20 protein-coding genes are annotated in these 20,632 nt (G+C 41.8%); 13 read left to right on the forward strand and 7 right to left on the reverse strand.

What is annotated here, in order from left to right:
• Nucleotides 1-211: 211 nt before the first annotated feature.
• The 6 genes from F9Y84_RS21045 (at nucleotide 212) to F9Y84_RS21070 (ending at nucleotide 6,043) form a co-directional block, all read left to right on the forward strand.
• A complete protein-coding gene (locus F9Y84_RS21045) occupies nucleotides 212-880 on the forward strand; it encodes a pseudouridine synthase (protein ID WP_147390629.1) in 669 nt (222 codons plus the stop codon).
• A 115-nt stretch (nucleotides 881-995) separates the two neighbouring features.
• Entirely contained in the window at nucleotides 996-2,096 is a 1,101-nt protein-coding gene (gene mnmA, locus F9Y84_RS21050; protein ID WP_147390628.1) for a tRNA 2-thiouridine(34) synthase MnmA, read from the forward strand.
• Nucleotides 2,096-2,698 (forward strand): high frequency lysogenization protein HflD, encoded by a 603-nt coding sequence (hflD, locus tag F9Y84_RS21055; RefSeq protein WP_147390627.1) that lies wholly within the window; start codon nucleotides 2,096-2,098, stop codon nucleotides 2,696-2,698. The genes mnmA and hflD overlap by 1 nt, the downstream gene beginning before the upstream one ends.
• A gap of 62 nt (nucleotides 2,699-2,760) precedes the next feature.
• On the forward strand, nucleotides 2,761-4,131 hold the full coding sequence (gene purB / locus F9Y84_RS21060) for an adenylosuccinate lyase (protein ID WP_128730280.1): 1,371 nt from the start codon (nucleotides 2,761-2,763) through the stop codon (nucleotides 4,129-4,131).
• Nucleotides 4,132-4,264: 133 nt separating this feature from the next.
• Nucleotides 4,265-5,452, forward strand: coding sequence for a ribosomal protein uL16 3-hydroxylase (locus F9Y84_RS21065; RefSeq protein WP_147390626.1), 1,188 nt, complete (start codon nucleotides 4,265-4,267; stop codon nucleotides 5,450-5,452).
• Between the two features lie 132 nt (nucleotides 5,453-5,584).
• Entirely contained in the window at nucleotides 5,585-6,043 is a 459-nt protein-coding gene (locus tag F9Y84_RS21070; RefSeq protein WP_147390625.1) for a GNAT family N-acetyltransferase, read from the forward strand.
• Here the strand turns inward: F9Y84_RS21070 and F9Y84_RS21075 are convergent.
• Nucleotides 6,030-6,476, reverse strand: coding sequence for a DUF4826 family protein (locus F9Y84_RS21075; RefSeq protein WP_147390624.1), 447 nt, complete (start codon nucleotides 6,474-6,476; stop codon nucleotides 6,030-6,032). The two genes, F9Y84_RS21070 and F9Y84_RS21075, sit on opposite strands and share 14 nt — an antisense overlap.
• A 247-nt stretch (nucleotides 6,477-6,723) precedes the next feature.
• On the opposite strand from F9Y84_RS21075, the gene F9Y84_RS21080 reads away from it, so the two are divergent.
• The 5 genes from F9Y84_RS21080 to F9Y84_RS21100 are packed head-to-tail and all read left to right on the forward strand — an operon-like array spanning nucleotide 6,724 to nucleotide 13,616.
• Nucleotides 6,724-7,482, forward strand: a complete 759-nt coding sequence (locus F9Y84_RS21080) for a MipA/OmpV family protein (RefSeq protein ID WP_147390623.1) — start codon at nucleotides 6,724-6,726, stop codon at nucleotides 7,480-7,482.
• Entirely contained in the window at nucleotides 7,472-8,542 is a 1,071-nt protein-coding gene (locus F9Y84_RS21085) for an efflux RND transporter periplasmic adaptor subunit (protein ID WP_167508287.1), read from the forward strand. The genes F9Y84_RS21080 and F9Y84_RS21085 overlap by 11 nt, the downstream gene beginning before the upstream one ends.
• Nucleotides 8,529-11,609, forward strand: coding sequence for an efflux RND transporter permease subunit (locus F9Y84_RS21090; RefSeq protein WP_147390621.1), 3,081 nt, complete (start codon nucleotides 8,529-8,531; stop codon nucleotides 11,607-11,609). The genes F9Y84_RS21085 and F9Y84_RS21090 overlap by 14 nt, the downstream gene beginning before the upstream one ends.
• The gene (locus tag F9Y84_RS21095) at nucleotides 11,590-12,255 is read left to right on the forward strand and encodes a response regulator (protein WP_125254125.1); all 666 of its coding nucleotides are present in this window, start codon (nucleotides 11,590-11,592) and stop codon (nucleotides 12,253-12,255) included. Before F9Y84_RS21090 ends, F9Y84_RS21095 begins: the two co-directional genes overlap by 20 nt.
• Complete coding sequence (locus tag F9Y84_RS21100) at nucleotides 12,252-13,616, forward strand: sensor histidine kinase (protein ID WP_147390620.1); 1,365 nt, start codon at nucleotides 12,252-12,254, stop codon at nucleotides 13,614-13,616. Before F9Y84_RS21095 ends, F9Y84_RS21100 begins: the two co-directional genes overlap by 4 nt.
• 213 nt (nucleotides 13,617-13,829) lie before the next feature.
• On the opposite strand, the gene F9Y84_RS21105 is transcribed toward F9Y84_RS21100, so the two are convergent.
• The 5 genes from F9Y84_RS21105 to F9Y84_RS21125 form a co-directional block, all read right to left on the reverse strand.
• Nucleotides 13,830-14,684 carry an acyl-CoA thioester hydrolase/BAAT C-terminal domain-containing protein gene (locus tag F9Y84_RS21105; RefSeq protein ID WP_225740723.1) on the reverse strand — a complete coding sequence of 285 codons (855 nt, stop codon included), beginning with the start codon at nucleotides 14,682-14,684 and terminating at the stop codon, nucleotides 13,830-13,832.
• A gap of 16 nt (nucleotides 14,685-14,700) precedes the next feature.
• Nucleotides 14,701-15,399, reverse strand: a complete 699-nt coding sequence (locus F9Y84_RS21110) for a LytR/AlgR family response regulator transcription factor (protein WP_147390619.1) — start codon at nucleotides 15,397-15,399, stop codon at nucleotides 14,701-14,703.
• On the reverse strand, nucleotides 15,393-16,415 hold the full coding sequence (locus F9Y84_RS21115) for a sensor histidine kinase (protein ID WP_147390618.1): 1,023 nt from the start codon (nucleotides 16,413-16,415) through the stop codon (nucleotides 15,393-15,395). Before F9Y84_RS21115 ends, F9Y84_RS21110 begins: the two co-directional genes overlap by 7 nt.
• Nucleotides 16,416-17,133: 718 nt before the next feature.
• Nucleotides 17,134-17,769 carry a LysE family translocator gene (locus F9Y84_RS21120; protein WP_147390617.1) on the reverse strand — a complete coding sequence of 212 codons (636 nt, stop codon included), beginning with the start codon at nucleotides 17,767-17,769 and terminating at the stop codon, nucleotides 17,134-17,136.
• 175 nt (nucleotides 17,770-17,944) lie between these two features.
• Nucleotides 17,945-18,715 (reverse strand): HAD-IIB family hydrolase, encoded by a 771-nt coding sequence (locus tag F9Y84_RS21125; protein ID WP_147390616.1) that lies wholly within the window; start codon nucleotides 18,713-18,715, stop codon nucleotides 17,945-17,947.
• 138 nt (nucleotides 18,716-18,853) lie between these two features.
• Here F9Y84_RS21125 and F9Y84_RS21130 point away from each other — a divergent pair, with 138 nt between their 5' ends.
• A complete protein-coding gene (locus tag F9Y84_RS21130; protein WP_225740724.1) occupies nucleotides 18,854-19,678 on the forward strand; it encodes an AraC family transcriptional regulator in 825 nt (274 codons plus the stop codon).
• Nucleotides 19,679-19,777: 99 nt separating this feature from the next.
• Here F9Y84_RS21130 and F9Y84_RS21135 read toward each other — a convergent pair whose 3' ends face one another.
• A complete protein-coding gene (locus F9Y84_RS21135) occupies nucleotides 19,778-20,338 on the reverse strand; it encodes a hypothetical protein (RefSeq protein ID WP_147390615.1) in 561 nt (186 codons plus the stop codon).
• A 118-nt stretch (nucleotides 20,339-20,456) separates the two neighbouring features.
• Here F9Y84_RS21135 and F9Y84_RS21140 point away from each other — a divergent pair.
• The coding region (locus tag F9Y84_RS21140; RefSeq protein ID WP_168756787.1) for a transposase family protein at nucleotides 20,457-20,632 on the forward strand (176 nt) is incomplete at its 3' end.

The following is a 20,632-nucleotide window of genomic DNA, read 5'->3' on the forward strand; positions in this document are numbered from 1 at the left end:
GCTAAGACTATTTAAACTGCCACCTAGAAGAGAAGATAGGCAGTATCCAAGAGCGATAAAGCCTAAGCCATCAAAGTACCCATATAAAAAAAGAAATGCCAGTCAGCTTAACTGACTGGCATTGGCCAAAAGGCCGCTTTTTTGCTTTTGGGCGACACATTTGCTCAATTGCGTTAATATACTGCTTTTCGTGAAAACTAGGAATATGGCGATGAGCACAAGTAATAGAGCCAGCAAATCAAACTCCAGAGCACCGCAAAGAAAAAAGCCCCCTTTTCTTCAACGGTCTAAATCACGAAAGCTCCCGGTTAACCAAAGGCCGTTAAAGCCAACACTGCCGCCAGAGCAAGTCAAAGTAGTATTGTTTAACAAACCTTTTGATGTATTGTGTCAATTCACTGACGATCAAAACCGTAAAACCCTAGCCGACTTTATTGATATTAAAGATGTTTATGCTGCAGGTCGCTTAGACCGAGACAGCGAAGGGTTATTATTACTCACTAACTGCGGTAAGTTACAAAATAAACTGACCGCACCTAAGAAATCGACCTATAAAACATATTGGGTTCAAGTCGAAGGCATCCCCTCCAATGATAATCTTGATGCCTTGAGAAATGGAGTGGAATTAAAAGACGGGCCAACCTTGCCTGCAAAAGTAGAGGTAATAACTGAACCTGATATCTGGCCAAGAAACCCGCCTATTCGTGAGCGTAAGAATATCCCCACTACGTGGCTGTCAATCTCAATCACAGAGGGCCGTAATCGCCAAGTGCGAAGGATGACTGCACACATAGGCCATCCGACGCTCAGACTGATCCGTGCCCAAATCGGATCATACAGCTTGGGCAATTTAAAAAATGGTGAATACAAGGTGGTTTAGCACATTGCACTTAGTGCTTTAACACCTACCACGGGGACTTCACAGACGTGCAATTTGAAGAGATTTAAGTATAATAAGCGCTTTCTTACTGAGCATTAAGATTAATAGCAAAATTATGAGCGATAATAGTCACATTAAAGTTATCGTCGGAATGTCCGGCGGTGTTGATTCTTCCGTATCTGCCTACCTTTTAAAACAGCAAGGATACCAGGTCGAAGGCCTGTTTATGAAAAACTGGGAAGAAGATGACAATGATGAGTATTGTGCTGCAGCTGAAGATCTAAAAGATGCTCAGGCAGTTTGTGACAAGCTAGGCATTGAACTACACACCGTCAACTTTGCCGCCGAGTACTGGGATAATGTGTTCGAGCACTTCCTTGAAGAATACAAGGCGGGTCGTACGCCAAACCCAGACATCATGTGTAATAAAGAAATCAAATTTAAAGCATTTTTACAATTTGCTGCTGAAGCACTTGGCGCTGACTATATTGCGACAGGACATTACGTTCGACGAGCCGAGCGCGATGGTAAATTCGCTATGTTGCGTGGGGAAGACGAGAACAAAGACCAAAGCTATTTTCTTTACACGCTAAGTCATGAGCATATTGCGCAAACGCTTTTCCCTGTAGGTGAAATCGCTAAACCAGAAGTGCGCAAAATTGCGGAAGAACAAGGCTTAATCACACATGATAAAAAAGACTCAACCGGTATTTGTTTTATTGGTGAACGCAAATTTAAAGACTTTCTTGCGAAGTTTTTACCAGCGCAACCTGGTGTGATTGAGGATTGTGACGGTAATCATGTTGGTGAACACGAAGGCTTGATGTACCACACGCTCGGTCAGCGCAAAGGCTTATTAATTGGCGGTTCAAAAGAAGGCAATGGTGAACCTTGGTATGTAGTAGACAAGGACATTGAAAGAAATGTTCTGGTTGTAGGTCAAGGAAAGAATCACCCTCGCCTATTCAGTAACGGTTTAAATGCTAATCAACTACACTGGGTTGACCGAGTAGGTCCCCAAGGTACGACACGTTGCACCGTAAAAACACGATATCGACAAACCGATATTCCATGTACGCTTTTAGTCGGTCAAGACGGCATGGCTCGCGTGCTATTTGATGAGCCACAAAAAGCGGTTACACCAGGACAATCAGCGGTATTCTATGCCGATGACGTATGCCTTGGTGGCGGGATCATTGAATCGGTAATAAAGTAATGCAAAATCAATCTGTAATGCCTTTGGCCGCGATGTGCCAAATCAGTAAACTGGTACAAAAATGTGCCCGCTACGGGACATTTAATGATAATGAAGTAGAAGGCTTTCTAAAGAGCATTATTAATACCGCCCCCGAGCGACCTGAAGATGTTTATCCAGATAAATTTGCAATTAAAGCTGGATGTAAAACACTGGTTGAGCAACTTTCTGCGGGCGGTGAGAAAGACGTTGAAATGGTTAAATACGTTGGCGCGATGATGCAACTGGAGAGAGTGTTAACAAACGACAGTAAATCACTCAACTTATTGGCACAAAAAATTGAACAGATAGAGCGTCAACTTCTACACTTTGACATCTATGAAAGTCAAATCATTGCTTCCCTTGCCGATATATACGGACAAGTTATCAGCCCCTTAGGCCCTAAAATCCAAGTATTTGGCAAGCCTGAACTATTAAAACAACCTGCTACGCAACAAAAAATCCGAGCATTACTGCTAGCAGGGATCCGCAGTGCTGTATTGTGGCGTCAACTCGGTGGAAAACGTCGTCACTTCTTCTTTGCGAAGAAAAAAATCATCAGCGCGGCAAAGAGTTATTTGTAAATTCGTAGTGGCGCCAAAGCCACTCTAAAAGTATCGTTCAAAACAAACAGTTAGGAGTTATTATGGAGCTTTCAGCGTTAACCGCTATCTCTCCTGTGGATGGTCGCTATGGTAGCAAGACTAAAGAACTGAGAAGTATCTTCAGTGAATTTGGCTTGATAAAGTATCGCGTCATCGTAGAAGTTCGTTGGTTACAAGCATTAGCGAGCAGCGACGCCATCACCGAAGTACCAGCTTTCAGCGATGAAGCAAATGCACTTCTAGATAGCATTGTTGAAAACTTCAGCGAAGCAGATGCTGCACGTGTCAAAGAGATTGAACGCACCACCAACCACGACGTTAAAGCTGTAGAATACCTTCTTAAAGAAAAAGTAGCGGATAATGCCGAGCTACATGCTGTTAATGAGTTTATTCATTTTGCCTGTACCTCTGAGGACATCAACAACCTGTCACACGGTTTGATGCTTACAGAAGCCCGCGACAACGTGCTACTGCCTTATTGCGATGAGTTACTCGCTGCGATTAAAGAAAAAGCTGTAGAATACAAATCTATCCCAATGATGACTCGTACTCACGGCCAACCGGCTTCGCCATCAACCATGGGCAAAGAGTTTGCAAATGTTTATGTTCGCCTTCAGCGCCAACGCCAGCAGATCGCAAATGTACAGTTACTAGGTAAAATTAATGGTGCAGTTGGCAACTATAATGCGCATTTAAGTGCATACCCAGATTACGACTGGCATGCTCACAGCGAACGGTTTGTATCAAGTTTAGGCCTGACGTGGAACCCGTTTACTACTCAAATCGAACCGCATGATTACATTGCTGAACTGTTTGATGCTATCGCTCGCTTCAACACCATATTAATCGACTTTGATCGTGACGTTTGGGGTTATATTGCGCTCAATCATTTCAAGCAAAAAACGATTGCAGGCGAAATTGGTTCATCAACAATGCCACACAAAGTTAACCCTATCGACTTTGAAAACTCCGAAGGTAACCTTGGCATTGCTAACGCTATTTTCGCTCACCTAGCACAAAAGCTGCCTGTATCACGCTGGCAACGTGACCTGACGGACTCTACAGTATTACGTAATTTAGGCGTTGGTATGGGTTATGCGCTGATAGCCTACCAAGCAACGCTTAAAGGTGTTAGTAAGTTAGAAGTAAATGCAGAGCGTTTACTGGCAGAGCTTGATGACAACTGGGAGCTTTTAGCTGAGCCTATCCAAACAGTGATGCGTAAGTACGGTATTGAAAAACCATATGAAAAGCTAAAGGATCTTACTCGCGGTAAGCGTGTCAACCAAGAAATCATGGCTGATTTTATTGATAACCTAGCGTTACCTGATGAAGTAAAATCACAGATGAAAGAAATGACGCCAGCGAACTACATCGGTCGTGCTGAAGCGTTTATTGATGAACTAAACTAAGTGTAAAATCACTCTGTTTTAACACCAGTTCAGCACTATTTAGTCTCAAATGTAGATTTAATCCGCTGTGAATTGGTATAAGATAAGCGAAAGAGTCTGCCTCTTTCGCTTTTTTTATCTCAGGGATCCCCTCATGTATCAACTGCAAATAAATGATCTAACATTCGGCCAATTTCTTGAGCAATATTGGCAAAAAAAACCACTATTGATCAAACAAGGTTTTCAGAATTTTATCGATCCAATTGCCCCGGAAGAACTTGCCGGCCTCGCAACAGAAGACTGTATAGAGTCGCGTATCGTTACTAACCACCAAGACAAATGGGAAGCGTACCACGGTCCATTCGAACAGTTTGAGTTACTAACTGACAGTAACAGTACACTGCTTGTTCAAGCAGTTGATCATTGGCATCCACAAGCCGCGGAATTAGTAGAAGCATTTAGATTTATTCCAAATTGGCGAATAGATGATTTAATGATCAGCTATTCCACACCCGGAGGCGGCGTAGGACCGCATTTAGACCAATATGATGTCTTTATTATTCAAGGACAAGGAAAACGCCATTGGCGAGTTGGCCTTCGTGACGATAGTTTAAAACAGTTCGCTCAAAACAAAAGCCTACTTCAAGTTGAGCAGTTCAATGCAGTCATAGATGCGGTACTCGAACCTGGGGATATTTTATACATACCACCAGCTTGTCCCCATGAGGGCTATGCTGTCGAAAACGCCTTAAATTACTCTGTCGGTTTTAGAGCCCCAGATCAAAAAGACTTACTTTCTAGCTTCGCGGATCACATTATTGATATGGAAGCAGGCAAGAAAAGATTCAGTGATCCTGATCTATCCCCCCGAGCATCAATAGGTGAAGTAACAGCCTCAGACAAACAGCAGATCCACACTATGCTTCACGATTTAATGAAAGACGATAAACTTTATAGTAGTTGGCTTGGAAAAACGCTAAGCGAGCCAAAGCATGAAATGGACTTAGCCCCCCTCGATCCACCACTGGAGTTACAAGATCTTGATGAAATCGCAATAGAAAACCCGATAATTTATCGCGCAGGTGGCGTGCGAGCAATTTATCAAATCTGTGAGACACATGTTTTGCTTAGTGTAAATGGTGAAAACTACACGTTGAGCCATCATTGTTTAGAGGCAATTAAACAATTGACCGATCATACGACGATAGACTTTAAGGCAATAATTCCTGCTTTAGATAGCTTGGAATTTAAACAAACGTTAACTAAACTGTTTAATGATGGGACGTACTTCGTTGAAGACAGTGATCCAGAAGAAACTGACGACGACGATAGCTGGGAGTAACGCCTGTTAGAACAAGATAGTCGCGTTCACAATAACAATAACATACTGCAAGTCTCTGCACTTATAGAGGCTTGTCTGCTCTAACTTGTCATGAACAGGGAATGCAGGTGTAATCTGTATATCGAGGGCAGTATGAGTTATAGAATTAGTCGAGTAAATTGGCAAGCCAAAAAGTTTGAGCTCAAAGCAATACGAGAGCGGGTATTTGTTTGCGAGCTTCATATCCCAAAAGACGTAGAGTTTGACCAACAAGATATTACCGCCGAGCATTTAATTATCATTGATGACCACGATGGTGCCGTCGGCACTGGGCGGTTATGTCAGGACGGTTTGCTTAGTCGGATCGCCATATTCAAATCACACCGTAATAGAGAGGCCTACTCTTCCCTTATTAGTGGGCTCGTTGATATCGCAAAAGATAAGGGGCTGGAAAATATTTATATCCAGTGCATTCTAGATGAAGTACCGGAATTCTTACAATCTGGGTTTTCAGAACACGGGCACGTTTTTATGGAAGCAGGCATTCCAAGACAGCGCTTGAAATGCCCTATCCAAGCTTTAAAAACAGAGCCGTTTACTATGCTTCACTAGCCCAGAGCTCTTCTTTAGCAAATAAGTCGTATAAACCATGCGCTCGGTTAATCAATAAATTTGCAAATTGAGCTTGGGTCTTTTCTACCGGCTTAGTGGCCATAATTTCATCGGCTTTGAGCTGCCAATGAAATGAGAAAGAGCGCAGCGCATCCCTTGGTGTTGCAGCTGCTGAGGACTCAATATGATCAGTGGGTAGGTTTCCGGTAATGACCCAGTACCGCTTTCCATTTTGGCCCTTTATTTTCCAAAGTGCCACTAAAGGTTCTATATAGCGGCATTCTTTTTCTATGATACTTTCAGGCAATATTCCTTTGTCTGCAAGGTGCTTCTGCGCAGCCTGCACACAGCTACGTTGCCATTGAATAGACCGTTCACGCTGTTGCTCCGGCGTCAGCGCTTCTTGTTGTGATTGATTTTGTTCTTCACTCATTACTTGCCCTTGTTATTCTTATTCAGTAAACCGCAAGGCTACTCTACAGTAGCACCGGTAGATTTAATTCAAACGCGTTGTTCTACGCCTACGAAGTACCCCGATACTAAGCTTTTGCAGACACAACAGCAATGACAACTTATAAAATTAAGGCACAGATGATTATTTTCTATGCTGTAAGTTTCGAGAAAGTTTACTGGCTTACTCTAGCTGCAATGAAAAAACATGAACTTCAAGGAATATCATTATGGCTAGAAAACTACTTAACCTCGTCACCACTATGTCTATTATTTGTAGCACACAAGTATTAGCAGACGCGCCACCAGAATCACCGCAACTAAAATGGGGAATTGGTGCAGCAATTATTTCTCAAGACCAAGGCTACGTTGGCATAGGGAATGAAACTGAGTTTGTCCCAGCTGTTGCCATCCAATATGGCAACTTTAGCTTACTTGGACCAAGAGCGAATTATAAGGTCTACCAAACTGAGCAGTTTGAGGTCAGCCTTTCTGCACACCTCAGGCTAGACGGCTTTGAGGCAAACGATAGTGATTACTTTATCGGTATGGAAGACAGAGACATGAGCTTCGATGCTGGTTTTGAGATGGAGTACGATACCAGTTTTGGTGAGTTTGGCTTTGAATTTATGCACGATGTCAGTAGCACACACAAAGGTTATGAAGCCAGTGTGAGTTATGGCGTGCCATTTAGATTTGAAGATGGTCGCGTCTTCCCCTACATCGCCGCAAACTTTCAAAGTGAGGATCTGGTTGATTATTACTACGGCGTTCAAGCCACTGAAGCACTGACCAATAGAGCCTTTTATCTTGGTGATTCAAGTACTGCTTTTGAAGTCGGCATACAAAGCGACTGGTTTTTGGGCAAGCATCATATGATTAAAGCTGACATAAGTTACACCAGCTATGGCAGCGAGATCAAAGACTCACCGCTTGTAGACGCTTCAGGCAGCGCACAAATTATTTTTGGATATGTCTATGTTTTTTAAATTCATTTTTTTGTTATTCACTACAGCCCTACTGGGCTGTAGTGTTGAGCCAAAAGAAGAAGTGGCTGAATACATAGTAAAACCAGAGGTCTTCGAAGCTGTAGAGCTGGTTGAGACGGTTCCAACTAAACGTTTTTACAGCACAATTACGGGGAGTGATGTTGTCGATGTCGCCTCACTCAGCACTGCGCGAATAAAGTCATTATCGGCTTTTGCAGGCAAACGAGTTGTCAAAGGCGAAGTGCTTGCTGCACTGTATTCGCCGACTTTGGAGACACAATTACGTGAAAAACAATCTCAGCTTACGAGCGCTCAGCAAGCACAAGCGCAGGCAGAGCGGGATTTTGAACGACTCAAAAAGCTATTTGCTAAAAAGCTCGTTTCAGATTCTGTTTTAGATATTGCAAGACTTGAACTCGATCAACAAGTTCAACAAGTCCGCTCAGCGAAAGTGCTGCTTGAAGAGGCAAGAAACATGTTAAATGAGCAGCAGATTGTAGCACCAAGTGATGGCATCATAACAAACAACTATGCACGTGCAGGGGATGTTGTTGATGCTGGTCAGCCCATCTTCCAGTTACAAACACTAACAACATTAAAAGCTGAGTTTCTATTGCCTGAGCAAGAATATATTGATTTAGCTATCAATCAAACCGTTACTATCTATGTGCCATCAATCAATAAAAGGTTAACGGGAAAAGTAATCGAGAAAAGCCTGCCATCAATGGCTGTAGGACGTTTATTTAAATTAACCGTGGATTTAAATCATCAAAGCCCTGAATTAGTTGGGTTACTTAGTCGCCTTGAACTTGCAATTACTCATGATCCCCTATTTCGCGTTCCAGCTTCTGCAATTCATTACGACCTGAACAAGCAAGCTTATGTTTTTGTTGCCCAGCCAGAGCTTGAACGGTTTTCTGTCAATCTACTTGGTAACGAAGGAGATAAAGTATTAGTGACCGCGCCAAGACTTGCAGGTCAAGACTTGCTAGTCACCTCCGCCGCCAAATTGGGAGTGAATTTAGCCATGCTAAGAGGCCAAGATAATGATAAAAAATAGACTGAGTTTATATGCTTCAACACGCTTAGTCCTTGGGCTATCGCTGCTTCTCGTTATTACAGGATTATTCGGTTGGTTTAATGCAAAAAGCCAAGAAGATCCTAGCTTTCCTTATCGCAATGGTTTTATTCAGATAACTATCCCGGGTCAAAGTGCTACCCAATTAAATGATAGCATCGTCAAACCACTAGAACGCAGCCTCGCCAAAATTGAGCAAATTAATACAATTCAATCTAGGATCCGCTTCGGTAATGCCACTATTGACATAGAGCTTAACGAACAAGAATATAACACTGATTTGATATGGCAGCGGATCAAAGAGGAAGTTGCGCCCTTTCGCTCAGGGCTAAATGGTGGCTCAATTCAGGTTATGGACAGAGCACAAGATACGCAGGGGATCTTACTTGTCGTTCAGACCGGGAATGGGTTGGCTATGGATCGTAAAATAGCAGTAAAAATACGAGATGAATTACGCCAGCTTGCCGTCGTGAGGGAAGCGACATTAATTGGTGACCCAGGCATTGAACTGGCTATCGGTTATTCTCAACACCGAATGTTAGCTCTGGGGCTCACACCAACAGCCATCGCACAGCAGCTAAGAGATGCCAATAAACAAAATAATCTTGGTGTACTTTCTAACAATCTCAGTAACCTTGCATTGTTGCCCATTAACCACCTCAACCAAGACGAGAAAATTGCTGATGTACAGCTAACCACACCTGAAGGTGCGAAAGTGCCACTGGGTAGCATTGCAGACATCCATTACAGAGCGCAACCAACAGCAACTGAACAGTTTTGGAAAAATGGCGAACAGGTTATCGGCATCGCCCTTTCCTTACCGCCAAATCAAGTAAATATTGAAGCCGCTGGGAATACGATTAAACAAGCGGTGACTGACATCAATACACGATATGACAACACACCAGTGTCCATAGAGATTTTTCAGCCAGATTGGTCAGAGAAACGGCGTGACGGTTTAGTTAATTCGCTTATTCAAAGCTGTATTGGTATCGGTGTCATTCTTCTGCTATTTCTGTCGATACAAAGTGCGGTCATTATAAGCCTGACCGTACCTGCTATTGTCTTATCGTCTATTGCATTATTCACCACTTTTGACGGCGTTATCCACCAGATGACCATTGCCGGTCTGGTGCTGTCACTCGGTTTAATGGTTGATAACTGTATTATTATTGCTGAACGACTAAGCCATCATAGTAATAAAGGTGTAACGGTAGCAAAAGCAATAACACGCTCGGTCATTGAGTTAAGAAAACCGCTTGCTGCCGCAACCGCCACCACGATTGCTGCTTTTATCCCAATGTTACTTGCCAAAGGCAGTGTTGCAGATTTTATCGCAACAATCCCTATATTGGTGATCATTTGCATCTCTTTGAGCTACCTTGCTGCACTAATACTCATCCCCATCTTGTTTGCTCATATTCATGTTTCAAATACTGGACTTGAAAAATGGCAGCGCCACTTCGCAGACGCTCTGTCAAAACTCGGGTATCATTTATCCGCTCTTGTACTAAAAAAGCCTGCGTTAACGCTCACCCTAGCTGCAGTGCTTGTCACCGCGCTACTTTCATTGCCAAGCGCCAATGGTCAATTTTTTCCAAGCGCTAACCGTAATCAAATATATATCGATGTGCAATTACCGCTCTCTAGCCATATCGACATCACAACTCAAACCGCAAATGAGGTGGCTGATTTTGCCAGTCGCAATAAACACGTTACCGACGTCATGGTTTTTAGTGGCTTTTCAGGTCCAAGGTTTTACTATAACCTCGCACAAAAGCCTGGCGAAACTCATATTGCTCGCGTAGTAGTAACACTTACAGAGGACGTAGATCCGGTTGAGTTTTCGCAATCACTAAATAGTGTGCTAATACAGCAATTTCCCGAAGTACTGATCAAAGCCCAAGAATTAGGACAAGGGCCACCAATTGAAAGCCCAATTGAGTTAAGGCTCACAGGCAATGATCAAACTGCCCTATTCAATGCCGCAGAAGCCATGTTTTTAGAACTTCGCCAGCATCCAGAAGTCGTTTCTCCATACAGAAATTATAGTTTCGGTGCGCCCGCTATCAACTTAGACATAGACCAACTCGCTTTGTCTGCTTTTGGGTTACGTCACGAAGAAATAGCTGATTATATCGCTTGGAGAAGTTCAGGGCTGCGGGTAACCACGCTTGATTATAATTTTGAACCTGTAGAGCTTGTTCTCTTTGACCCGAGCTCAACCCAAAGCAGTGTTGATATGGTAAATACACAGGTACTATTGCCCCAATATGCCACCACAGCACTTTCTGGACTGGTATCGGCAAATATTGTCAATGCACCTCCTTTTATTGAGCGACGCAATGGTGAATTTATCATGTCAATAAAGGCGGATGTACTACCTAGCAGTGATGAAGAAAATATATTACAGACGTTACAGCCAACGCTGGAAGGTATAGCCAAACAACACCTTGTAAAGCTTAGCTTTGGCGGCGAACTAGAAGAGTCAGAAGAAGCCAATGGCGCGTTACTACAAACCCTTCCTTTTGGCATCGCACTCTTGTTTGCCGCATTGATGGTGCAGTTTAATTCTTATCGCCTAACCGCTTTGGTTATGCTGACCATACCGCTTGGTATTATTGGTGCACCGGCTATGCTCGCAATTACTGGGATCCCCTTCGGCTTTATGTCAATCTTAGGCGTACTCGCACTCATGGGAATTGTGGTAAATACTGCAATTTTATTGATCGAAAATGCGCTCAACCACTTACAACAAGGCTGTACACTAGAAGAGTCAATTTGCTTATCGGTACAAAACCGTATTCGTCCTGTTATAGTGACCACATTAACTACAATAATCGGCATGTTGCCGTTAACATCAAGCGCCAGCCCATTATGGCCACCATTGGCTTGGGCTGTGATTGGTGGTTTGTTGACCTCAACTCTATTGAGCATGCTGGTATTACCTGTATTACTCAAGCTGATACTTGCAGGCAAGCGTTTCCAGCAAAGCCAAAACATAACACAAAAAAGGAGCTTACAAACGAATGAGAGTGCTAATTACTGAGGATAACCAGCAGCTTGCTGAATTTATTCAACAAGCTATCGCCCAAGATGGTCATGCTGCTGATATTGCCATAACCGCAGCACAAAATACGCAATTGATGCAAAGTTGGCAGTATGACGCTCTCGTTTTAGACCTTGGTTTGCCCGATAAAGACGGGTTAGAGGTCATTCGCGAGATCCGCAAACAACAAAATACGCTACCGATACTTATTCTCACAGCGCGCGGAAGTGTAGATGACCGCATTAAAGGTCTTGATTTGGGGGCTGATGATTACCTCAACAAGCCTTTTGCCATTGATGAGCTAAAAGCAAGGTTAAGAGCACTACTGCGTCGCCCAAGTAGTTACACCGCAAATCTGCTCACCCATAACAATGTGTCGCTCGATACCAAAGCAAGAAGGGTTACCGTCTGTGGTGAAAACTTAACAATGGGAAAAACTGAAGTGGCCATCTTGGAATATCTGATCCGAAATGCAGGGTTAACGGTGGGTAAAGATGCCTTATATGATGCAATATACGCCATGGGATTTGAAGTAACAGATAATGCAATTCAAGTCGCGGTTCATCGGATCCGTAAAAAATTAGAGTCATCTAATGCACAAACGACCATTAATACCCTACGTGGCATAGGATATATTTTGACATGAAACCGATTTCTTTGGCCAAAAAAATCTATCTGCATTTCTTTATTATCGGTTCCAGCGTATTTAGTTTAATTGGAATAAGTTTGTACTTATTTTCAACTAATTACGCTAACTTAGCCGTAAAAGAAAGTATGTTTGGGATGAGTGAAGATATTCAAGAGCAGCTATCATTTAACAGCAACCGTGAGCTAGTCTATCAATCTGATAATGTTGCAGAAAAGTGGGGATATGACGCTTTATATAACAATTTGGTTTTCAGGGTAACCCATGGCGAGACGAACGAGACACTGCTTCAATCGACGTCCAACATCACTAGCTCTGCGGCACTTCAAGCTTTAATGGACAACCAAGATATTCCTGTTGGCTACTCTCATTTAAAGGGCATAGACCGTTACCGTATAGAAACGGAAATAGATAACGTACCTGTTAATATCTACCTAGGTAGAAACGATCTGCTTGGTGAGCTTGCAAACGAAGCGGTTATGCCTGCACTTAGCCAAGTGTCTATCTTTATTATCATTGCCGCATTTTTTGTATTTATGCTAGTGGGATACCTTTCGATCCGCTCGATTGTTAAACCAGTAAAAAGTGTTGCGGCACAATTGGCACGAGTAAGACCCGAGCAACTTAACTTTCGCCTGAGCGAGCAAGGTTTACCCGTTGAAATTGTACCTATTGTGCATTCGCTAAACCAAGCAATTGCACGGGTCGAAACTGGGTTTGATGAACAGAAGCGTTTTGTTGCAAATGCCGCGCATGAATTAAAAACGCCGCTTGCTATTTTAAACACGAGAGTGGAGTTGGCAAAACTGGATAAAAACACCCATGCTGGCATTTTAGCTGATGTTAGCTATATGACTCGGGTGGTACAACAACTACTTGACTTATCGCGTGCCCAGAGTCTAGACGCTTATGCAAAGCAATCACTTAGTATCACCCCTCTGGCAAAAGAAGCTTGTATGATGCTGGCTCCTTTATCTGTTACGTTGAACAAACAATTAGAATTAGAGATAGACGAAAATGGTGAGGTGTTTGCAGGCGATCAGTCTTCTATTCACATCATGATCAAAAATCTTATCGAGAATGCGTTACGCCATAGCGCAGAAGGTGCACTAATAAAAGTACATGCGTCAGGAAACAGTATTTCGGTGATGGACAGCGGGCCTGGAATTGACATTCAAAACTACGAAAAGATCTTTGAACGTTTTTGGCGCAAAGAGCAATCATCAATGACCGGAAGCGGCCTTGGCCTTGCCATCGTAAAAGAAGTGGTAGATTTACATCATGCCACTTTAGACGTTACCTGCAAGAACACACTTGGTGGCGCAACATTCAGTGTCACCTTCTCAACACTAAACTCGTAACTAACCTGAGGCTTAGATAAAAAACAGCTAACCCATTTTTTAATATCACATTAAATTATACCCTTATCTAGCTAGACAGTTTTGGGAATAACACCGCTTCCGCGTCCTACTCTCGCTACGGTGCCTACATCCTGTAAGCAAGGTGAATTTACGCAGTTAGCGCTAAAACTGGCTGCTAGAAAGGCATTAATTACGAAGATTAGGTGGTATTTTTTAACGGGCCATACAAGTATCAACCAATGTCTGATGTAAAAACTGGTTAACTTGCGTTTGCACTTCTTTATTGAGACTATAGTGCCCGCCATCCATTGCAATATGTTCAAATGGATAAGAAAATTTGGCTGTTTGTAGACTCGACTCTATATGCTGTGACATTTGATAAGATGGCCAGATCTCGTCATGTTTTGCCGACACCAGTAATATTGGTCCATTGATTTTTTCTACAGGGATCTTTGCCGCTGCAACGGCGTCTGCACTCGCCTCACTCAGTGCTTGATTAAAAGCTGGAGTAAACTCTCCTGTGATATTGCCTTTTTGCATTTTCCATGAGAGTAAGGGCGCATCAATATAATCAAGTGGTGTCCCATTTAGCGACCAACTTGAGCGAGACGAAAGTGTTTTAACTGCATTCCAGCTAACATGGCTGGGCATTACTGAAACAACATGATTAATTTCATCAAAGTGTGCGCCTAACAATAGTGCAAGTTCAGCCCCCTTGGAGAAACCATAAACTGCGACACATTTTTCATCTATCATGGGATCTTTCGTCAGCGTGATTATTCGATCAGCAATTTTATTCAGCGATAATTCTGCCGCACTGCTTGGCGTATTTTGAGTACCGTAATATCCCATTGCGGCAACAGATACAGCAATGTCATTAAAACCATCAAGAAAAGGTCGCCAATGGGAAGCTGAGAGTGTATTTCCCCCTTCACTTCCCCCCAGTACAACAACCAAAGGCCGTGGTTGACCCTCTTGTATAAACTGCTTCTTCACATCGGGCTGCGCGTCATTTGAACAAGCCGCAAGTAACCCTACCAAAGCCAATGGCATAATAAATTTCATCATGTTAATTCCTAACTATTTAACTGATCAGTTTTTGTTTGAGTATTTTTGCGCCGTTTCGGCTCGTGATAACTTGCTGGTTGCTACCACGTAATTTCACCAAATAACCCCCCGTGACCCAACGTTCAAACGAGACGATGGCTTCTTGATTAATAACGGTGTCGCGGTGGACTCTTAAAAATCTCGCGGGTAATTGAGCTTGTAACTCATCCAATGAACCCTCTAACGGAAAGTGTTGATCGGCGCAATAAGCGTAGGCTTGACCAAACTCAAGCTTGATGACATCAATACGGTTAGTGTCAATCAATACGATTTTCCCTGCCACTTTGCTCGGTAATTTTATGTCTACAGGTGTGCTCGCGATAGCACCAACTCTGGATAACGCTAATGACAGTCGCTCGTTATTATATGGTTTAAGTAAATAATCAACTGCACCAAGTGTGAAAGCATCAACAGCAAACTTGCTATGTGCTGTGGTAAAAATTATTGCCCCCATAAAACCCGTGGCCTTAAGTTTTAAGGCCAAAGCCATGCCATTGATACTTGGTAGGTTAATATCAACAAATAGCAAATCGATATTGCCATTATTGCCGCTATTTAAGAATGCGATTGGATCCCTGTATGTGCCAACGACTTTATGTGTAGATACTAGCGATAGCTGCATAAGCAATTTTTCTATTGCGGGTTGCTCATCTTCAATGATGACGATATTTAACATACTTGCCCGTTCCTTTTTAATCTAAAGCGTACAACGGCACCAGCGGATCTTTCTTCGTTGCTTAGTTCCAACTCTGTACTTGCTTCTAAGCGAAGTCGAGAGCGGGTAATTGAGAGCCCTAAGCCGGCTTTCTCTGGCTGTGCCAAGAGTGCGCCACTAAACCCTACACCATTGTCCCTCACCTCAAAAAGTACCTCATCGCCTTCAGCTGCAATCAACACTTTGATATTCAGTGGATTTACCTTTGCATGCTTTATGGCATTTTCTAAAATAGGTTGTAGGAGCATTGCCGGCATTTCCTCGTTAATTAAGGATTCATCGACTTCAAATGTAATCGAAAGGTTTTCACCAAACCGGCAAGTTTCAATTTCAACCCATTGATTTAAGTTCACTAATTCATCGGCTATCGTTACCCTTTTTGCATCTTCTTCCGTTACCACAGAATGCTTTAATGAATAACGTAATACAGCAGCTAGGTTATGAATAAGCGCACCAGCAGTCTCGGGATGATGTTTTAAAAACGCAGAAATCGTATTGAGACTATTAAACATAAAATGTGGATTTAATTGGCTATGTAGTAGTCTGATCTCGGCGAGCTGCCGAAGTTGCCTTTCTTGTTTTAAATGACGTTGAGAAAGATAAAACGTAGTCGCAACAAAAATACCCGCAGACCAAGGTAGTGCAATCGCTGCGGCTTCGAACAAGGCAAAAGTTTGCGTATTTACCAAAAGGCTTCTAAGTACACCCCACGACATGCAACCAAGCACCATAAAGCAATAAAAAATCGTATATTGCAGTGGCCAGTTAGAGAGCTTTAAGCGCTGAACACCGAGATAACTTAACACCATTGGCAGCCAGTAAAGACAAATCACGGCGAGAATCGATGATAGTAAAATATTCACCGAAAGGTGCATTCCTCTTTGCACCCAGTCAGTTAAACTAATAGCAAGGCTGATAGCCGCGATGCTTGCGAGCATCACGAACTGCTCTTTTGGCCGTAAAATAAGATCTACCATAATAAATACAAGTTGCTACCTATATTTTTATAGTACTCAACTGAAGTGAAAAAGCATGTAGATTATTGCTAAATGGTCATTTTTTAATGCTGATTGGTTGGTTGTTTAATTATTGAACGCGTTTGAATAGGTTGAGCCTCAAAAATAGCGCCTTTTTATCGGTGCGAATACATTTCCACGTAAGCTCGACTAACTCTAAATAAGACTTGAGTTCAAAAAATACTGAAACTAATGACACCCACCGCTTATAATAGTGGGTGTCGGAATTGTTTACGCTTAATCAAATTTGGCAGTTGCATAAGTGCCATACTTGGCCGTGTAACAGCAACTTCATATTTTAAACCTAATTGTGATAACAGCCGCTCGTCCAACTCGTATTTAGACAAAAACGCGTTAGAGCTTAAGGTCTAACACACTCAATATAGACTAGAATAGGTACCTTAAACCCTGATGATGTGCCACCAACGGTGGTTGACATTTTATGGCTTCTGATTCAATTGCCAATCAATATAATTTTGTGGCGCTAGATCAATTTCGATTACATATTCTGCAACAAAGGTAATCTCTGCGCCAAACCCTAACTATACTCTTTCTTCGTTCAGTTCAATGCAATAAGGTTAAAATCCGAGTATAATTATAAACTTATCGAAAAAAACTTCAGATATAATTAAATTAGAAAAAATAATTCAGGGAAGGCCAATAAGAGCTAAATGCAGTGTTAGATCTTGAAGCCATCCGCGACAAACTTACTGCCCAATGATCCCATTATTAAACCTGAACCTTTATTGATTATTGACTGAAACCGCAAATAACGAGCTTGCGCTTTTGAACTTGATAGCACCACAGCAACTCCAAAGTACCACGAAAAATTTAAGACGAACACACCGACAACCAATATTAATGTTGTGTAATCTGGCACTCTAGCAGGAAGCATCGCTGCAAACACACTACTAAAAACTATTGCAGTTTTTGGATTGCTTAACTGTGTTGCTAACCCTAAAGTTACAGCTTTAATATGAGCAGGGTTGCTAGATACTTCAGACTCAACATAACAGGCTTTATTTTTGCCTACTCGCCACATCTGTAATCCTAGATAACAGAGATATAAACCACCAAGAATTTTGAATGCCACGTAAAGCTGAGGCACTGATTGAAAAAGTGTTATGAGCCCGATTGATGCCATTAATGCAAATGTACTAGCGCCCAATGCTAAGCCGCTGGCGATACAAATGGCTTCAATTCGAGACTTTGCCATAGCAGTTTGCGCAACTAAAATAAACGATGGCCCGGGTGTCATTGCTCCAATGAGTAATAAACTAGCTATAGGGAATAGGAATAAATATTGCTCCGACATTAATATACATCTCCTTTTTGAATGATGTGGTGGATCCTAATACCGCCAAAATATAGACGAGGAAATTATTCAGGTACACACCAAAAAATATTTATCTACTTGATAGTAATACTCATTAGATATTGTAGGAAAAGTGAAGGCATCCAACTGATTTCCTGATTCCCCTTAAGCTATTTTAGTGATTATAACTCAGGCTTTTTATAATATCTGCTACTACATCTAGGACACAATCAAATGAACAGCGGTAACTTGCTTTACCATAAGAGTCAGTCTCTCCAACGAAAATCGATATTTTCGATTTATCTAACATGTCAAAGTCGTTGTAGTCGTTACCTATTGCCAAAGTGTTCTCGAACTCGACGCCTAGTTTATCAAGAGCTTTAGCCTTGTTCGTTTTAATGGGTGTTAAGTCAAAAAAGTTGTCATAAGTATGGGTATGAAGGCTACATTTCAGATTATTAGACAAAACAAACTGTTCGATATCTTTTTTTACTTGTGAGCAGAGAATTAAGAGCTTGGTAACACCATTCGTAATGATATCTTCCTCCGACACTCTAAAATCTGATAGTGATTCAATATAACCGTGGAACTCATGCTTCTTTTGTGAAAATGCATACTTCCATTCACCATCAATAATATAGGGAGCCGATTTAGCTTTTAAAAGATCGAGTATCGGTCCAATTGCTTCATAGGGAAATTGGTTTGAAAAAATCATATCCCCATGTTTCCATGCTTGTCCACCATTACAACCGATAAATGTAGCACCTCTCAACTCTTCTGGTACTAACGGCAGCATATCTCTAATTGGCCTGGCTGATGCAAAAAACAAATTATAACCCGATGTAAGCCTTTCTATATCTTTAGCCTTTTGGCTATCTAGTGGCTTACCGTGCTTAACGATGGTTCCGTCCAAGTCGAAAACAATATTTAGATTCTCATTACCCATGCGAGTGACCTTTATAAATTAAAAATATGTACGAGAGTAAAAATTTAGCTATTTATTTTGTTAGCTAGTCCTTAACTTTAACGACTACCCATGGTAATTTTGGTGGTTTAAGCTCACCTTATGGAGGTTTTGGCTCAAATGGCAAATATCAAGTTAACTCGTTTTTCACCAAACCGTTCGATCCGAGTTCATCACTTAAAAAATAGTTCTCCAATGTTTGAACTCCATGCTCATGACAGTTATGAATTAATAATGCTGACTAATTGTAAAGGAAAGCGCTATATCGGTGATTCAGTATCTAGAACAGAGGGAAGTGAGCTACTTCTCATTCCCCCATATGTGCGACATACATGGGATTGTGAAAGTAAAGCTCAAGATATCGTAGTAGTGTTATTTGGAAATGAGCTACTCGACACCTCCATCCCAGAGCTTCAACCTACTATGCATTGGCTAAAGACTATTAATCAGGTGGTTGCTTTATCGCTCGATACAAAATGTAAAGAATCTCTATATAAAACACCTATGTTAGAAATGAAGCGATCTAATTCAGTCGAACAAGTAACCAAAGTGATTAGTATTCTGAACTCCCTACGCACCAGTTGTGATAAAACTGAGTCGTATATAACAGCCACTCCACAAACCTGGATACCTAGACTTATAGAGTATATTAGTGCTGATGAAGTTCGTTCTTTTACTGATTGTGCCTCGACACTAAATGTGAGTGAGTCATCTTTGAAGAGATTGTTAAAGAAAGAATTAGATACTAACTTTACCGAATTGTATCGGCATATCAGAATTAAGAAAGCTCAGAGGTTATTGGCGAGAACATCCATTCCGATTTCGATTATTGCGGAGCAAAGTAATTTCAACTCCATTCGCTCATTTAATGAAGCGTTTAAGATATATAGCTCGTTGACACCTAAACAGTTTAGAATTGAGTACCAATGGCGTTTAAACTGGTAGCTACCTATTTTCCATTTATCGCACGACTAAATAATACATTTTCTGTTCCGGCTCACTTGTATAAATAAACCAAACAGAATAAACCAAAGACACCGACCACTAATAACAGTGGGTATCTGTATTGTTTTTTGGCAAGTTTGTATGCGGGGAATAACATACAAGCTTATCATCTGGATTGTAACACCGATCTATTTGGCCATCATTATCACTGTCATGTGGGTGTATATACTCTGGGTTAGAGTCTGGCGGACACTGATTTACTTGCTCGCTAAATTCAGAGACAGCCCCGTAATCGTGTACGCCTGACACAGGTGGATTAATATGCGCTTTTCTCCATGTCGTCGTATAATTTACGACAAACTTTTTAGTTTTATCACCTGTACCAACAAAGTAGCCACCGGAATTTGTTGTTACAACATATGAATTGGTATAGGCTTTGTCATGCTCTGATAAAAACCAATTTGAACAGATACTTAAGTCTACTTTTGCTGGCGTAGTATTCCCACCGTAAAACTTTCCAAATATAACGCACCAATACGAAAGTACTTCAACCGTTTCTGGTTCAACCCACTGAGCATCATCTGGATAACCTATCGGTTGTTCATTTGCCGAAAGATCAAAAAAAGCGAAGATTAATAGAAAAGAAACAAATAAGCGCATATCAACTTCCTATGTCGAAATAAGTTATAAACAGCACCAACTCTAAAGGACAGGGCGGGATCGCACTTTTAGCTAATTTATGATCAAATAGCGCCAATCCCATTGCTAGGCGCAACCAATGAACCTGATTGAACACCTTACAGTTGTAGAAGAAACTCGCTCTGATGTTAACAAAAAGCACGACTTAGTTGATGTCATTTTCCTTGTTATTAGCGCCATCATGGCAGGTGCTGAAGGTTGGCAGGATATCCAGCTCTATGGCGAGTCGAAGGAAGGTTGGTTGCGACAGTATCG

The organism is Pseudoalteromonas peptidolytica (assembly GCF_012641745.1).
Taxonomy (GTDB): Bacteria; Pseudomonadota; Gammaproteobacteria; order Enterobacterales; family Alteromonadaceae; genus Pseudoalteromonas; species Pseudoalteromonas peptidolytica.

Coding starts and splice junctions, on each gene's coding strand:
- F9Y84_RS21105 (WP_225740723.1), bottom strand. CDS start 14,684: ATGATGAAATTTATTATGCCATTGGCTTTGGTAGGGTTACTTGCGGCT.
- F9Y84_RS21075 (WP_147390624.1), bottom strand. CDS start 6,476: ATGAGTGAAGAACAAAATCAATCACAACAAGAAGCGCTGACGCCGGAG.
- F9Y84_RS21135 (WP_147390615.1), bottom strand. CDS start 20,338: ATGCGCTTATTTGTTTCTTTTCTATTAATCTTCGCTTTTTTTGATCTT.
- F9Y84_RS21085 (WP_167508287.1), top strand. CDS start 7,472: ATGTTTTTTAAATTCATTTTTTTGTTATTCACTACAGCCCTACTGGGC.
- F9Y84_RS21100 (WP_147390620.1), top strand. CDS start 12,252: ATGAAACCGATTTCTTTGGCCAAAAAAATCTATCTGCATTTCTTTATT.
- F9Y84_RS21125 (WP_147390616.1), bottom strand. CDS start 18,715: ATGGGTAATGAGAATCTAAATATTGTTTTCGACTTGGACGGAACCATC.
- F9Y84_RS21095 (WP_125254125.1), top strand. CDS start 11,590: ATGAGAGTGCTAATTACTGAGGATAACCAGCAGCTTGCTGAATTTATT.
- F9Y84_RS21110 (WP_147390619.1), bottom strand. CDS start 15,399: ATGTTAAATATCGTCATCATTGAAGATGAGCAACCCGCAATAGAAAAA.
- hflD (WP_147390627.1), top strand. CDS start 2,096: ATGCAAAATCAATCTGTAATGCCTTTGGCCGCGATGTGCCAAATCAGT.
- mnmA (WP_147390628.1), top strand. CDS start 996: ATGAGCGATAATAGTCACATTAAAGTTATCGTCGGAATGTCCGGCGGT.
- F9Y84_RS21065 (WP_147390626.1), top strand. CDS start 4,265: ATGTATCAACTGCAAATAAATGATCTAACATTCGGCCAATTTCTTGAG.
- F9Y84_RS21045 (WP_147390629.1), top strand. CDS start 212: ATGAGCACAAGTAATAGAGCCAGCAAATCAAACTCCAGAGCACCGCAA.
- purB (WP_128730280.1), top strand. CDS start 2,761: ATGGAGCTTTCAGCGTTAACCGCTATCTCTCCTGTGGATGGTCGCTAT.
- F9Y84_RS21130 (WP_225740724.1), top strand. CDS start 18,854: ATGGCAAATATCAAGTTAACTCGTTTTTCACCAAACCGTTCGATCCGA.
- F9Y84_RS21070 (WP_147390625.1), top strand. CDS start 5,585: ATGAGTTATAGAATTAGTCGAGTAAATTGGCAAGCCAAAAAGTTTGAG.
- F9Y84_RS21080 (WP_147390623.1), top strand. CDS start 6,724: ATGGCTAGAAAACTACTTAACCTCGTCACCACTATGTCTATTATTTGT.
- F9Y84_RS21115 (WP_147390618.1), bottom strand. CDS start 16,415: ATGGTAGATCTTATTTTACGGCCAAAAGAGCAGTTCGTGATGCTCGCA.
- F9Y84_RS21090 (WP_147390621.1), top strand. CDS start 8,529: ATGATAAAAAATAGACTGAGTTTATATGCTTCAACACGCTTAGTCCTT.
- F9Y84_RS21120 (WP_147390617.1), bottom strand. CDS start 17,769: ATGTCGGAGCAATATTTATTCCTATTCCCTATAGCTAGTTTATTACTC.